Raw genomic sequence first — 14984 nt, forward strand, 5'->3', positions numbered from 1 at the left:
AATTGGAGTATTCTTGAAGAATTAGTTTTGCGTGTTTACCTAGATAGTAGTGCAAATAAAGGATTATTGCCTATTACAACAACGGCAAATTTAGAAATTGTTGCTTCAGATTTTGTTTGTAGTTTTTGTATAAATCATTGAAATTTTATATGCAAAGGATGTTTTCATTTCGTAGAATAGCATTTTATAGGAAAGAGAGACGATCACCAATCCAAAAGAAAATGAAGTTGAATTTGCTAACCTGAAATATTGTTTGCACTCTACAATTAACCCGATAAATCAAAGCGAAATTTTAACAAGTTAAAAAGTCCAGTAATCTGTTATGATTATAGGTTCGCGTTGCTTATAGCATAGGCGAAGTGGGTGATCCAATGTGAGCTATCTTGTTTACCACATTCTTTGTCCAGTAAATACCGATCAGACATTGATAATCATCTTTTAAACTTGCCTTAAAATAGGCTAAGGAATTAAGGTAATATAAAATCGTATAGGGTTTGAAAAAAGAAAAAATAGATAGAAAGTCAAAGCGATAAAGCGCAAAAAGACTGAATATCCCTTTTTTATTACATTCATTGAAAACACAGAGAAATCTGTGTTTTTTATCATACGGAGAAATCCACAGAAGGTGGATTTCGGGAAGACTTAAGTCGGTTGGGCAGGCGAAGCCCGCGAAACAAAAAACCACCCGCTATGCGGGTGGACAAAAAAAGTTATACAGTGGAATCACCTTTCCGAATAGAATAGAGTTGTTCAAGCTACTATTAAGAAAGGAAAGGTGATTCAAATGGCTAAGAAATACAATTCATTAGCCCACACAGCATGGATGTGCAAATACCACATTGTGTTCATCCCCAAGTATAGAAGAAAAGTGATCTATAATCAATATCGAAAAGATTTAATCGATATCATCAAAGCACTGTGTAAATACAAAGGAGTGGAGATCATTGAGGGGCACATGATGCCAGATCATGTACATTTACTGTTAGCTATTCCACCAAAATACAGTGTATCCTCATTCATGGGGTATTTGAAAGGAAAATCAGCGCTGATGATGTTTGATCAGCATGCAAATTTGAAATACAAGTTTGGGAATCGACACTTTTGGGCGGAAGGATACTACGTAAGTGTGCGACCTTAGAGAGGTCATTTTGAATTGTACGTAAAGTACTGCCTGTTCATCTTCAGCTATCTCTACCAATTGGTGCGCACGAAGTAATTTGTGGGTATTAAGCAGATTGGAACAACGGGGTAAGTACAGTATCTACAACTGTAACTGCAACTAGAGAAAAGTTTATATGGATAACATCAGTGAAGTGCTACAGAATCGTCAAGTATAAGAGATGAAATGTAGATGAAACACCTTACTCAAAAAAAGAGAATGTAGAGTGACTGCCATAATTGTTTACGTATGGCAGTAAGATGACGGGGATGAAATCCCAACTCTATCGGTTTATAGGCACATCCTAAGTAAACTATGATTATTCAAATGACAAAACAAGGAAAACCCCTATGACTTCCACAATTGAGTGGTAGGCAAATCGTGAGAAATGTACAACAGTCAGAGGGAGCAGGACGTCAAAGAAGCGAAAGGTTTCATGTAATATGAAATATAGGGATTCAAGCTTTGTCCCGGCCGAAAGGTGGCAGACTTTGACGCGTCTTTTATTACAGGAAGGAGTAGAATTACTCTGAATGAACTAAGATTCAATGACGCGCAACGCGAGAACTGTTCATGCATATCTTTAGAAGCGCAATGGCAATCGATAGATTGGAAGAAAGCCGAAAGATATGTAAATAGACTTCAACTCAGGATTGTAAAGGCAGTAGAAAAGGGGATTGGAATCTAGTAAAAAGACTACAATACCTTATTACGCATTCCTTTTATGCGAAGGCTCTGGCCGTCAAACAGGTAACGCGAAATAAAGGCAAGAAAACAGCAGGAGTAGATGGAGTGATATGGACAACCAATAAGCAGAAGATTCAGGGAGTAGCAAGTCTACAAACAAAAGGATACAAAGCACTGCCAACAAGGAGAGTTCATATCAAGAAGGCAAATGGGAAATTAAGACCTTTAAGTATACCGTGTATGAAGGACAGAGCAATGCAAACATTGTATCTATACGCATTACAACCAGTCTCTGAAACAACTGGAGACAAGAGAAGCTTTGGATTTCGAAAATACAAAAGTTGTGCGGATGCAATGGAACAACTATTTGCAATACTATCATCAAAGAGAAGCGGACAGTGGATACTTGAGGGAGATATCAAAGGATGTTTTGATACAATAAACCATGAGTGGCTACAAGAAAACATATGTATGGAGAAAGCAGTTTTATCTAAATTTATTAAAGCAGGATATGTATATCAGAAGCAAATGTTTCCAACAATAAAAGGGGCAGCACAAGGCGCTTCAATAAGTCCAACATTAGCGAATCTAACGTTAGATGGAATGGAAAACGAAATAGAAAAAAGATATTTTCTAACGAAAAAGGGTAAGTTCAGTAGACATCAACGATGCAACCCAAACCTTATAAACATAGTACGCTACGCTGATGACTTTGTGATTACAGCAAACAATAAGGAGGTATTGTTGGAAATAAGGGGAATTATAGAGCAATTTCTCAAAGTTCGAGGGTTGGAATTATCTTTAGAAAAGACACTTATAACGAACATAGAAGATGGATTTGATTTTCTGGGTTGGAACTTTAGAAAGTATCATGCGAAATTGATTATAAAGCCATCAAAGAAATCGTTGGATACAGTAACCAAGAAACTAAGTGAGATTATAAAATCTAATAAAACAATCAAACAGGAGAACCTGATATACAAACTAAACCTCGTCATAAACGGTTGGTGTAATTATCACCAGTGCACATGTGCAAAAACAGCTTTCGAGACATTAAACCACAGGTTATTTAATATGTTGTGGAAATGGGCTAAGCGTCGTCATCCAAACAAAAGTAGCCAATGGATAAAAAATAGATATTGGCATACAAAAGAAAGAAGAGGCTGGATATTCTCGAGTGAAAAAGCTGTTCTAGCGAGAGCATCGGATATTCCGATTGTAAGACATGAACGCATTAAATTAGGGATGAATCCATACATAGACGAAAAATACTTTAAAGATAAGAAAGTAAATAGAAAACAGAAAAAGAAGAATGCATACAAAGAAACTGTCGCCTATAGATTCAATCTGACGAAAATGGAGAGTATATAGGTTAAGAAGGCGTGAGCCGTATGAAGGGAAACTTTCACGTACGGTTCTTAGGAGAGAAGGAGCTCGCAAGGGCTCTGACTTATCCAACACAGTGGGATTGAATGAAGCGACAATAGCAAAATACATAAGGGAACAAGAAGAAAGAGATAAAGTGTTGGATAAACTGAGCGTAAAGGAATACGAAGACCCTTTTAAGGGTCAGGGCAAGTAATCCGAACGCTCCTTTAGGGGCAGCAAAAGAGACAAAATGTAATAGGGGCTTGAACAAAGTGAAAGCCAGCGCCTTGAGGCGCTGGCTAGGAACAGAGCCTTATAGGCTCAGAGCAAACCATCCGTTTTACGGGTGGTTTTGATTTGCTAAAGGTTCAAAGTAAGTAAAATAAGTAAAATGAGATCAAGTTTATTGAAGATCAGAAGTGTTATCAGCGGGCGGCTGTGGGTTGGATTTGCGATAATGGCCGCGTTTTGTGCTTTTCTGTCGCTTTGAAGATAGCATAGGGATTAGGGAATAAAAAAGAGAAGGGTTTAAGCAATAAAGAGCGCGAGCGCGAAAGCGATCAAGGTTAGAAAAGCCGTGAGAAACAACGATTAATTCACGAATCTTTTCATTGAGGCTTTTTCAGTTAAGGCGTTGGTTTGCTTGCGATTCTGGTAAGAATGATGGAGCTGTTGATAATTTCAACACGCCAGTGCTTCAACAGAGAATAAGCGGGGCTATGATAGGCGGATCGATTCATTAGATCCATACGAATACGTGTGAAATCTAGGGTAAGATGTTCCACTACGTGAAATGGGTCCACCGCCACTTCAGAGTTTTTAAAATAACGATGGGCAAGATCACGATCTCTATATTCAAACTAAAATTACCAATAAAAAAGTGCATCATAGTAAAAAAAACAGACGAATATTCTGAAGTTAAGAAACATGTTGTCTGACTATTATACGGAGACTCTATGAGATTACTAGAAGAAGAAATTAATATAATCAAAGCAAATTAATTTATGATGTTAAAGTTATTATGAAAAAAAGATTAAAAATCTAAAAAAATAGGATATAATTAAAGTGAAAAAGGAGTGTAATAGAATGTTTAATAATAAGGTTTTGTTAATCACTGGTGGAACTGGATCGTTTGGAAATGCTGTATGCCAAAGGTTTTTAAAAACGGGTATTAAAGAAATTAGAATATTATCACGCGATGAAAAAAAACAAGATGATATGAGAAAATATTATAATAGTGACAAATTAAAGTTTTTTATAGGTGATGTTCGCGATTATAATTCAATTAAAGGTGTATTTCGCGGCGTTGATTATGTTTTTCATGCGGCTGCATTGAAACAGGTTCCTTCATGTGAGTTTTATCCTATGGAAGCGGTTAAAACTAATGTTCATGGAAGCGATAATGTTATAAATGCTTGTGTTGAAAATAAAGTAAAAAAAGCAATTTTTCTTAGTACGGATAAAGCAGCTTACCCTATAAACGCCATGGGGATGACAAAAGCGTTAATGGAAAAGAATGTGATTGCACGAAGCAGGCAATTACAGGAAGATGATACAATTCTCTGTTTAACAAGATATGGAAATGTTATGGCTTCAAGAGGGAGTGTTATTCCGCTTTTCTGCGATCAGATAGATCATGGCAAAGAAATAACGATTACTAATCCTGACATGACACGCTTCATGATGACTCTAGAAGAAGCGGTAGAATTGGTTTTGTATGCTTTTGAACATGGTAAACAGGGTGATCTTTTCGTACAGAAAGCCCCATCCGCAACTATAGAAACATTAGCTAAAGCAGTTTTAGAGTTGAAAAAATCAGATTCGAGAATTTCATATATAGGAACTAGACATGGAGAAAAATTATATGAAACTTTAATAACTTCAGAAGAAATGATAAAAGCTATTGATTTAGGTGATTATTATAGAATTCCTGCGGATAATCGTGATTTAAATTATGATAAATACATAAGTTCAGGTAATCATGAATTAGCGGAATTAGTAGACTACACTTCTCATAATACTAATCGTTTAGATATAGATAGTATGAAGCAATTATTATTAAAGTTAGAATTATTTAAAGATGAAATAAATAATTAGAAGGAGTAAGTTATTTATATGGAAGGTAGTTCAAAAAAGAAAATATTAGTAACAGGAGCGGGGGGTTTTATTGGTAAAAATTTATGCTTGACTCTAAGAACGGAAGGATATGAGGTAATTTGCTTTGATAACAGTGGAGAAATATCTTTAGAAGATGCAATATGTTCTTGTGATTTTATAATGCATCTAGCAGGAGTAAATAGGCCTAAAGACGCAAATCAATTTTATGCTGTTAACACCGATTTGACGTCAAAAATAATAGATTTATGCAAATTGCATCAGAGATTCTTGCCAATTCTATTTAGTTCATCTATTCAGGCAATTCTGAATAATGATTATGGGAAAAGTAAAAAAATGGCTGAGGAATTATTAAGAAATTACCATCGTGAGACTGGAGCGAATATTTATATTTTTCGGTTAACCAACGCTTTCGGAAAATGGTGTAAACCTAATTATAATAGTGTCATTGCGACATTTTGCTATAACATAGCACATAATATTGATATTGTTATAAATGATCCTGAACGTGTAATTGAGTTTGCTTACATAGATGATATCGTGGCTGCGTTTATAAATTGTATAGAAATGAAGAGCAATAATGAAATCTATACGGTTGAGCCTTCTTATAAAAAATCTTTGTCAGAAATAGCTTCATTAATTAAGGCGTTTAAAAAAAGTAGAGAAAATTTGTCAATTGCTAATATGAAGGATGAGTTTTGTAAGAAATTATATGCAACATATTTAAGCTATTTACCATTAGATGAATTCTCCTATCCTCTAAAGATGAATATAGATAGTAGAGGTTCCTTTACTGAATTGATTAAAACGATTAGTCAAGGTCAAATATCAGTAAATATTAGTCATCCAGGTATAACTAAAGGAAATCATTGGCACCATACTAAAAATGAAAAATTTATCGTAGTTGCAGGAGAAGGGGTTATACGTCTACGTTCTTTATGTAATGACGAGATTGTAGAGTATTACGTCTCTGGAAAAGAGATTCAAGTTGTTGATATACCTGTAGGATATACTCATTGTATAGAAAATATAGGAACAACTGACTTAGTTACGATTATGTGGGCTAATGAGGTGTTTGACAGTAATAAGCCTGATACATTTTATGAATCAGTAGTTTAAATGAAGTATAACTAGTAAAGAGGGAGAATATGAAGAAACTAAAACTAATGACTATTTTGGGAACTCGTCCTGAAATTATTCGTTTATCAGCCTGCATAAAAGCTTGCGATAAATACTTTGATCATGTACTTGTGCATACAGGACAAAATTGGGATTACACATTAAATCAAGTTTTTTTTGATGAATTAGGTTTGAGGTCTCCTGATTTTTTTCTGAATACAGTAGGTGAAAACTTAGGTGAGACTATGGGTAATATTATTAGTAAAAGCTATGAAATTATTCTTAGCGAGAAACCTGATGCAGTATTAATATTAGGCGATACCAATAGCGCATTAAGTGCAATCAGTGCTAAACGTTTAAAAACGCCAATATTCCATATGGAAGCAGGAAATCGATGTTGGGACTGGAATGTGTCAGAAATGATTAATAGAAAAATTGTTGACCATATTTCTGATGTTAATCTACCTTATACAGAGCATAGTAGAAGATATTTATTAAATGAAGGTATAGACGGAAAAACAATTTTCGTTACAGGTTCTCCTATGAAAGAGGTTTTATCAACCTATCGGGATGAAATTGAAGAATCAAATATACTAGAGCAATTGAACTTACATAAAGGAAAATATATCCTCGTGTCAGCACACCGAGAAGAAAATGTTGATATCGAATCTAATTTTATTTCTTTAATGAATGCCATAAATAAAGTAGCTGAAACTTATAACTTACCTATTATATATAGTACACATCCGAGAACGAAAAAATGGTTAGAAAAACGCGATTTCAAATTTAACTCGCTTGTAAAAAATATGAAACCGTTTGGTTTTTTTGATTATAATAAGCTTCAAAAAAATGCTTTTTGTGTTCTCAGTGATAGTGGAACTCTATCTGAAGAAAGTTCTATCTTGAAATTTCCGGCTGTTTTAATAAGAACGAGTACAGAGAGACCTGAGGTCTTAGATAAGGGATCTTTAATTATTGGAGGTATATCAACTGAAACTGTTATTCAAAGTGTAAATATGGCGATCGCTATGAATGAGAATAAAGAAATTTCTATAGAAGCTGAGGATTATAATGATGATAATATTTCCATTAAAGTAGTTAAAATAATCCAAAGCTACACAGATATTATTAACAGAACTGTTTGGCTAAAGGACTAATATTGTAAAATACATATCAAATCACTTGAGTGAAGATAAGATATGTATTTTTATTTTAAACTGTTTAAAATTTATGTTAAACTATCTGTGGTGATAAATGATGAAAGTACTTGTGATAATTCCAGCATATAACGAGGCAGAGAATATACCGAATCTTATGGAGAAAATCAATGAGCTAGGCTATGACTATTTAGTAATTAATGATTGCAGTAAAGATGACTCAGCTCTCTTACTTAATTCGATGAGATTAGCTCATTTAGATTTGCCTATTAATATCGGGTTAGCCGGTGTAACGCAAGTTGGTTTTAGATACGCATATGAGAATAATTATGATGCAGCAATAGTAATAGACGGTGATGGTCAACATCCTCCAGTTTATATTAAAAGTTTAATTGAAAAATTAAATGAAGGATACGATTATGTTATAGGTTCACGGTATATAAATGAAAAAAAACCATGGAGTTTGCGCATGATTGGTAGTCGTTTAATAGGTTTTTCTATTCGAGTTAAAACAGGGCAAAAAATTAACGATCCTACAAGTGGAATGAGAGCATTAGGGAAAGAGGTTCTTAAAGAATTTGCCTATGAAATGAATTTTGTTAATGAGTCTGATGCATTAACACATGTTTTAAGGAAAAAATTAAAAGTTTGTGAGATACAAGTGCCTATGGAACAAAGGGAAAGCGGTGTTAGCTATTTTGATAGTATTGTTAAGTCAGGGAAATTTATGATAAATGTCATAATAAGTATAATTTTCATTCAGTGAAAGGGGAGTTTAAATGTCTCAATATTTGCAAATAGCGTTATTTATTGCTTCATTATTAACTTTTATTTTTGTTATATCCTGTTCAAAAAAACATAAAATGAATATAAGATATGCAATTGTCTGGACTTTATGGTCGCTGGGGATTATTTTTATAAGTTTATATCCTCAAATCGTAGATTATATTTCTAATATTTTAAATATAGCAGTTCCTGTTAATACACTCTTTTTGATAATGATATTTTTATTATATTTATTAAGCTTTTATTTATTTCTTAAAATATCTTTGTTGAATGAACAAATAAAAAATATAGCATATGAGATAGCTTTGATAAAAAAAGAATTAGGTGAAAAAAATGAATGAGAAAAGAATGCTTGTTATACCAGGCGGATTTGTACCATTTAATGATACAGTAACATTATTAAGTTATAAACAACTGCGTAATCTCAAATGTACGATGGATGTTATTGCTTTAAAAGGGAAGACAGACACTGGAATCGAAAAGGAATTAAACAAGGATCCTAATTGGAAGAAGTTTAATATTGAGTATGTGTGTGATTATGATCAGGCGGTAGCTTCAGCTGAAAAGAAAAATGTTTTAGAAGGAATTTTCAATATTGCTAAATATTGTATTAAATGCTATAGAAAAAGCATACAAAATCCCTATGAGCTCATGTATTCTTCTTCGTTACCTGCTTTTACTCACTTAGCAGCTTTTTTTATTAAAAAAAAGAAAAAAAATAATATTAAATGGATTGCTTCGTTTTCGGATCCGCTCTATAAATCACCATATAAGTATGATGTAGAAAGTTTTAGAGAGTATTCGTTTATAAATAAAATAGGATTTTTAGTATATATTTTTATTTATATGAATGGGATTTATGAGAAAATCGCAATAAAAAACGCAGATAAATTAATTTTTATATGTGAAGAACAGCGCGATTTCATGCTTTTTCATTACAAGAATAAAGAAGCGTTAGAAAAAAAATCTATTATAATACCATTGAATTATATAGGTGGTTGGAGTATCTATGATGATTTAGTTAATGCTTCAAAAAAAGATGAAAAAAATAATAATCATCAGTTGAAATTTGCCCATTTTGGTAGGATATATGGTTTGAGAAAAATCGACAAATTTTTAATAGCTTTAGGTGAATTAAACAGAGAAATTGCTAATTTAGAAGATAAATTGCAGATTTATTTCTATGGTGAATTAATCAATAGATATAAAAAGCAAATTTTAAATTTAAACTTGACTGCCATAATTAAAGCGTATGATAAAATTCCTTATGCTGAGGCAATGAAAGAAATGATATCTTCAGATGTCTTATTGTTGTTTGATACTATATTAGAAAATGATTCTATACAACCATATTTACCCTCTAAAAGTTTGGAATATATTCTTTTAAGAAAACCATTATTTATTTTAGCTGAAAGAAAGAGCCCAACCTATAGAATTTTTTCAAATTTAAATTATACTTGTACAACTTATGAAGTTTCCCAAATAAAAGACCATCTTGTATCATTACTAAATAAAGATTATAAGAAGATAGATTATGATATAACTGATTTTGAAAACGAAAAAATTGTAAGAGCATTTACTGAATCAATAGATTCTCTATATTAATTTATTTATCGCTTATCTAGCCAGAACACTACAGAATAATCAATGTTTAAGGAATCAAGAACACGTCCCTGTGTATCAATGATGACTATTTTTAGTCCAGGTTCATTATTTGTTTCTTGTTTATTGTTTACAGTAATGTAGTTGTTGCTAAAACTAATATGTGTAGAATTCTCTACGTATTCTTTGTTTAGCTCATTTCCTTCTTCATAATATAAGATTTGATCATTTTTGGTTACCATAATGAAGTCTTTATTTTTATCCTTGATAAAATCAAATTGGATTCCAGCATCATTCAACATCGTATTTTCATATTCGTTGATTGAAGAATATCCCTCAGTACCCTGATAACTGACTGCGAAAATGAAATTTGATTTTTGAATATAATCGAAATAGTTATATATATCATCGATGCTCTGTAATAACTTTTCCATTGTATCATTATAAAGTTGATCTAATGCAGAATCATAAGCGTCTATCTTTGTTATGTTCTTAGTATTAAGATGATAATCTTGTTTAAGTACATCAATGAGCTTATTCATAACTTTGGTTGATCCACGAATGTTGGTATGCCAGATATCGCCATCTTGATCAAAGTGAAAGTTCAAATCTTCATACAAATCATTGAAATCAATGAATTGGATATCTTTGCTTTGGACATATTCTTTGATATATTGCAGAATATTATATTCTTTTTGAGTTACATAAAAAGGAGTTTTTACCGTTAAAAGAGGTAAATTCTTTTTTTTGCAGAGATCTATAATTTTATCTAAGTATGTCAAGTTTGTTTCATCAGGTTTAACAATTTCAGTTTGTTGATAAGTATCTCGTTCAATCTTCTTGTTTGATTCAGGATAGCCCATTGTCCAGCCAAAATAAGGATTGAAATGCTTTTCAAATGGGAATTTAAAATCGTCTAAGGTTAGATCATTCCAACGCGAGTGATACAAGCGTAGATCTAATAAATAATCTAATTTTAAAGCTGGGTCATGAATCTCTTTTAGAGACTGGATTCGATAAATTTCATCTCTAAGACCTTCAGAATTCTTTTTATAGATCCCGTCTGTCTGACAAGCTTTTGAACTGTCTAGAAGTCCAAATACATCTAGCACTATGACTTGTGGGGACTGTGTTTTTAACGCCTGTTTGAGATAATAATAAGTCTGTGAAAATGGCTGGCATTCACCTGCGAAAACATAACTGTAAGCCTCTGTTTGTTTCCAGAGAATTGCCGGATTAAACGTATAGTAAGCATGGCTTGAGCCTAGAAAGAGTACATCTAAAGAATTTTTTTCCAAAGCGTAAAAACCTTCCGTCTTATTTGTAACATCATCAGGGGCTTCAAAATATTTAGGACGAAATACTTTTGAAAAATAAACGATAATGAGGCAACCTATAATGATTAAGAGAATGCCCTTTAAAAATAGTTGAATGCTTTTTTTCATATTAATTCACTTCCTTATTAAAACTGGATATAAATAAACTGATTGGCATCATAGCCAGATCCATATACGCCGAGAATTAGAAAAACAGAGAATAAAATCAAATAAAGGGAAAAACGGAAAATAATATTTCTATTTCTAAACCATCTTACCATGTCTTGTTTACTTCTCAATAAATCTAAAATCATGATGATAACAACAAAGCCAAGGGCAAATAGTAATTCGTTAGAGGAAATTTGTAGCTGATCTAAATTAAGCTTGAATGAAGGAAAAAATAGTGCTTTTCCCAAGATTGAAAAAGCTTGGCGAGCATCTGGAATTTTAAAGAATACCCAGGTGATTGTAACTAAGAGGAAATTCAACAGGATCTTGAAGCATCGAACGATCGGGTTTATTGCTTTTTTAGATAAGTGAAGAAGTTGTTCAATGACTTGCAGAATCCCATGCAAGAAACCCCATAGAACAAAGCTCCAGGAAGCCCCATGCCACAGACCGCTTACTAAAAACACAATCATCAAGTTTCCAAATTTTTTCGAAGTGCCTGCGCGATTTCCACCGAGTGGAATATAAACATAGTCGCGAAACCAAGAACTTAAGGAAATATGCCATCTTCTCCAGAATTCAGAAATACTTTCTGATAAATAAGGTGTGCGGAAATTTTCTTCTATTCTAAAACCAAAACAACGGGAAACACCGATCGCAATATTGGAATAAGCATCAAAATCTAAGTAAATTTGAAATGAATAAAGAATCATGGCGATCCACAATAAACCTCCTGAGGCCTCTTGCCATTGAAGGTAGATCGAATCAATTAGAATTAATAGGTTGTCTGCAATTACTATTTTTTCAAAACAACCAAGCGCTGCTCGGATCATGCCCAATTCGATACGCAGAGGTTTCCACGGACGACGTTTTTTTAATTGAGAAAAAAATGTTTGAGGACGATTAATGGGACCGGCAGTAAATACAGGAAAAAAGGAACAATAGAGCCAAATATTTAAATAGCTTGTTTCTGCAGCCATTTTATTCTTTGCGATTTCAACACAATAGCTGATAGCTTTAAATGTATAAAATGAAATGCCAATCGGAGCAAGCCAAGATAATTGAAGGAAAGGAAGGAATAAACGTGTATATTTGAAAATGGCTAAACCTAGTATAAGCAAGAAAATGGCTGTAAATAAAGCTGAGGACCTTCTCTTTTTTCTTTCTCTTTGAATTCTTAATCCAAAGAAGGTAATAAACAAAGTTAATAATATCAGATAAATTAAGCTCAGACTGCCGAAAGAGCTGACATAGACTAAGTTTACAATAGCTAGCCAATATCGCTGCCACCGTCCAGGCATACAGTAATAGATTAAAAGACTGATCAGAAAGAAAGCGATAAAGCTTAGGGATGTAGGCTGCATAAGTTTCTCCTTTCATTAATGGAAGAGGGCATAGAGTTGAGTATAAAGGTGAGGATTAGTTAACATTATATTATCGGCATCTGGAAGAAAGTAGAGTGATAAGTTATAGAGGATACCTAATACAAGGAAGAAGATCATCAAATGTATTAATACGATGCGAAGTTCTTGACTATAAATATCAGTGATTAAGCTAAAAGTAATGAGGAGGGCACTTATGAACAGGAAGAAGGCAAAATCAGAAAAATAGCGTTGTAATAATCCTGCTCCTTGAATATCAATGAACATGATTGCTAAGCCAATCAATAATGCAAGCAAAGCAAACATCAACATCTTACTTTTGTGTTTTTTAATTAATAGAGGTGTTAGCAGAGTAAACATTAGGATTGGATTGCAAACAAGTAATCCACCTGCAGTATATTCACGTGTAATTTCTCCAATGTAATCAGTTTCAAATGAGACATAACGAATAAACGGAAAGCCCGGCTGCAGATTAGGAAGTTGGAATAAGTAAGTATGTATCCCTGAGAAGAACCGATCAATAACAAAACCACGACGTGTCATATCATTGGTAGTGAGGTTATAGCTGGAGCCAAAATCGAATGGAGAACCAAAGCGAATTTGATTATAAAACATAAGACCTGCAGCTACTATGATAAATGGAACAAGAGCAAGCATCAGATACTTTTGATTCTTTTTTTGAGATAAATTTTTTAATTCAGGTAGAAAGAAGAAAAAAGCTAAAAAAGAGCCAAGAATTAACTGGGGACGACAGGCTGCAACTAAAGCCATGCAGCATGAGCCGGAAATCAAACAAGATCGCTTTAAAGATTGATCAGCTTGTCTTGAATGCAGCCATAAATACCAACCCCATACGGTTAAGGCTAATCCCATTACTATTGGAACTGAGTAAATATCTGGACGTCTCGCAATAAAAAATGCGCCGCTGCCAAAAATGATTGCTGAGCTGAATAAGAGGCTAATTCCCAAAGGTATTTTCAATCGATAATATCGTTGAACTATTTCTTCAATAAACAGGAAAACACCAAGAATGAAGAAAAGCTCACAGATTAAGATTGGGACGGGATTTGGAAGGTGAGATCCTGTAATTAAATAGTAGGGAAGGTAGAAAGCCAAGGCTGGGGCAATTCCAAAATAGACATAATATTTTTCGTTATAATAAGCAAAATCCCAGAAATAATACACATTCTCACGATAACGCAGCGAGTTGTCATAGGGATTTGTTAACTGCTTTAATTCCTCTGAAGGCTCGACTAATAAAGAAACCTGACCTTGAGCTAAAGCTTCAGCTAAGTAATGATATTCTTGGGGATGTGGATAAGCTGTTTTCTGCCAAAAAAATGGATTGGAAAACAATACGGAGACAAACAATAAAATGTGCAGCAATGCAGCTGAGAGCACAATTCTTTTTCGTTTTGTGTAACTGCCAGAATAAACAGAAGTAAAGAAATCGCGATGATGATAAACAGTATAAACGATCACACTAAAGATAAACAGAATGAATAAGCGCAGAGGCTGAAATATAAGCGGCCGAATAGCGTTCATCTCTGTGCTGAGAAGAGTATAGCGGGCATCCTCAGGATTTGTGAAGGTTATATGTAAGTCTTTCACGTCGCCATAAGCATGAATTCGTATGTACTGAGTTTGTTTTAGGTTCTGAATATAAGTATGCTCTCCTTTATAACTCATTTGTGAGTGTCCGTCATCACTAAAACTAATTTGTAATGGAAGTGAAGCGGCGCATCCGTTTCCTTCGCAAAGAAGCTCGATTTTAATATTTTGAAGATTTTGATTTAAATTCTTAAATCGGATAATCTGCACTTCCTGATCAGGAAACTCGGGATTATCAGGCATGAGATTTCCAGCAATAGAAACTTGATAGCCGGGTTTGACATGAGGAAAAGAGAGCGATTCCCAAAATCGCCAATTGCAGAAGAAAACTTCAATTCCAATTGCAATCAATAAGAAAATGAAATAAGGATAATATTTCTTCTTCATTTTTCTCTCCCCTATTTAGATATTCCCCAAAGTAATACTAAAAAAATAATACACAATTTAACTGGAAAATTCTATAGTTCACACGCACTTGTAAAAAAAATGTAACTTTGTAGTGAGTAGAAAGCAA

General features: G+C 33.5%; 9 protein-coding genes and 3 pseudogenes. 9 read left to right on the plus strand and 3 right to left on the minus strand.

The window, feature by feature from the left end:
* Positions 1 to 784 precede the first annotated feature (784 nt).
* From tnpA to MCG46_RS05970, 9 genes and pseudogenes are all read left to right on the plus strand, one after another.
* A pseudogene (tnpA, locus tag MCG46_RS05930) lies at positions 785 to 1123 on the plus strand (IS200/IS605 family transposase); the annotation flags it as partial.
* Between the two features lie 517 nt (positions 1124 to 1640).
* Positions 1641 to 3217: pseudogene (gene ltrA, locus MCG46_RS05935) on the plus strand (group II intron reverse transcriptase/maturase).
* An 85-nt stretch (positions 3218 to 3302) separates the two neighbouring features.
* A pseudogene (locus tag MCG46_RS05940) lies at positions 3303 to 3428 on the plus strand (IS200/IS605 family transposase); the annotation flags it as partial.
* Between the two features lie 872 nt (positions 3429 to 4300).
* The gene (locus tag MCG46_RS05945; RefSeq protein ID WP_240278538.1) at positions 4301 to 5311 is read left to right on the plus strand and encodes an SDR family NAD(P)-dependent oxidoreductase; all 1011 of its coding nucleotides are present in this window, start codon (positions 4301 to 4303) and stop codon (positions 5309 to 5311) included.
* A gap of 18 nt (positions 5312 to 5329) precedes the next feature.
* A complete protein-coding gene (locus tag MCG46_RS05950) occupies positions 5330 to 6448 on the plus strand; it encodes an NAD-dependent epimerase/dehydratase family protein (protein WP_240278540.1) in 1119 nt (372 codons plus the stop codon).
* A 29-nt stretch (positions 6449 to 6477) separates the two neighbouring features.
* A complete protein-coding gene (gene wecB / locus MCG46_RS05955; protein WP_240278542.1) occupies positions 6478 to 7605 on the plus strand; it encodes a non-hydrolyzing UDP-N-acetylglucosamine 2-epimerase in 1128 nt (375 codons plus the stop codon).
* A gap of 100 nt (positions 7606 to 7705) precedes the next feature.
* Positions 7706 to 8371, plus strand: a complete 666-nt coding sequence (locus MCG46_RS05960) for a glycosyltransferase family 2 protein (protein WP_240278544.1) — start codon at positions 7706 to 7708, stop codon at positions 8369 to 8371.
* Positions 8372 to 8384: 13 nt separating this feature from the next.
* A complete protein-coding gene (locus tag MCG46_RS05965; protein WP_240278546.1) occupies positions 8385 to 8732 on the plus strand; it encodes a DUF2304 domain-containing protein in 348 nt (115 codons plus the stop codon).
* Positions 8725 to 9996 (plus strand): hypothetical protein, encoded by a 1272-nt coding sequence (locus MCG46_RS05970; protein ID WP_240278548.1) that lies wholly within the window; start codon positions 8725 to 8727, stop codon positions 9994 to 9996. Before MCG46_RS05965 ends, MCG46_RS05970 begins: the two co-directional genes overlap by 8 nt.
* A gap of 5 nt (positions 9997 to 10001) precedes the next feature.
* Here MCG46_RS05970 and MCG46_RS05975 read toward each other — a convergent pair whose 3' ends face one another.
* From MCG46_RS05975 to MCG46_RS05985, 3 genes are read right to left on the minus strand one after another with little or no spacing between them, the layout of a single operon-like run.
* Positions 10002 to 11438: a hypothetical protein gene (locus MCG46_RS05975; protein WP_240278550.1), complete on the minus strand. Its 1437-nt coding sequence runs from the start codon at positions 11436 to 11438 to the stop codon at positions 10002 to 10004.
* 17 nt (positions 11439 to 11455) lie between these two features.
* Complete coding sequence (locus MCG46_RS05980; protein WP_240278552.1) at positions 11456 to 12841, minus strand: MBOAT family O-acyltransferase; 1386 nt, start codon at positions 12839 to 12841, stop codon at positions 11456 to 11458.
* 15 nt (positions 12842 to 12856) lie between these two features.
* The gene (locus MCG46_RS05985; protein WP_240278553.1) at positions 12857 to 14857 is read right to left on the minus strand and encodes a hypothetical protein; all 2001 of its coding nucleotides are present in this window, start codon (positions 14855 to 14857) and stop codon (positions 12857 to 12859) included.
* Between the last annotated feature and the right edge of the window lie 127 nt (positions 14858 to 14984).

It is taken from the genome of Holdemania massiliensis (assembly GCF_022440805.1).
GTDB classification, from domain to species: Bacteria; Bacillota_I; Bacilli_A; order Erysipelotrichales; family Erysipelotrichaceae; genus Holdemania; species Holdemania massiliensis_A.

What these genes read in the sequence shown, in the direction of transcription:
- MCG46_RS05965 (WP_240278546.1), top strand. Translation starts at nt 8,385, where the DNA reads ATGTCTCAATATTTGCAAATAGCGTTATTTATTGCTTCATTATTAACT.
- MCG46_RS05960 (WP_240278544.1), top strand. Translation starts at nt 7,706, where the DNA reads ATGAAAGTACTTGTGATAATTCCAGCATATAACGAGGCAGAGAATATA.
- MCG46_RS05945 (WP_240278538.1), top strand. Translation starts at nt 4,301, where the DNA reads ATGTTTAATAATAAGGTTTTGTTAATCACTGGTGGAACTGGATCGTTT.
- MCG46_RS05985 (WP_240278553.1), bottom strand. Translation starts at nt 14,857, where the DNA reads ATGAAGAAGAAATATTATCCTTATTTCATTTTCTTATTGATTGCAATT.
- MCG46_RS05980 (WP_240278552.1), bottom strand. Translation starts at nt 12,841, where the DNA reads ATGCAGCCTACATCCCTAAGCTTTATCGCTTTCTTTCTGATCAGTCTT.
- MCG46_RS05975 (WP_240278550.1), bottom strand. Translation starts at nt 11,438, where the DNA reads ATGAAAAAAAGCATTCAACTATTTTTAAAGGGCATTCTCTTAATCATT.
- MCG46_RS05950 (WP_240278540.1), top strand. Translation starts at nt 5,330, where the DNA reads ATGGAAGGTAGTTCAAAAAAGAAAATATTAGTAACAGGAGCGGGGGGT.
- wecB (WP_240278542.1), top strand. Translation starts at nt 6,478, where the DNA reads ATGAAGAAACTAAAACTAATGACTATTTTGGGAACTCGTCCTGAAATT.
- MCG46_RS05970 (WP_240278548.1), top strand. Translation starts at nt 8,725, where the DNA reads ATGAATGAGAAAAGAATGCTTGTTATACCAGGCGGATTTGTACCATTT.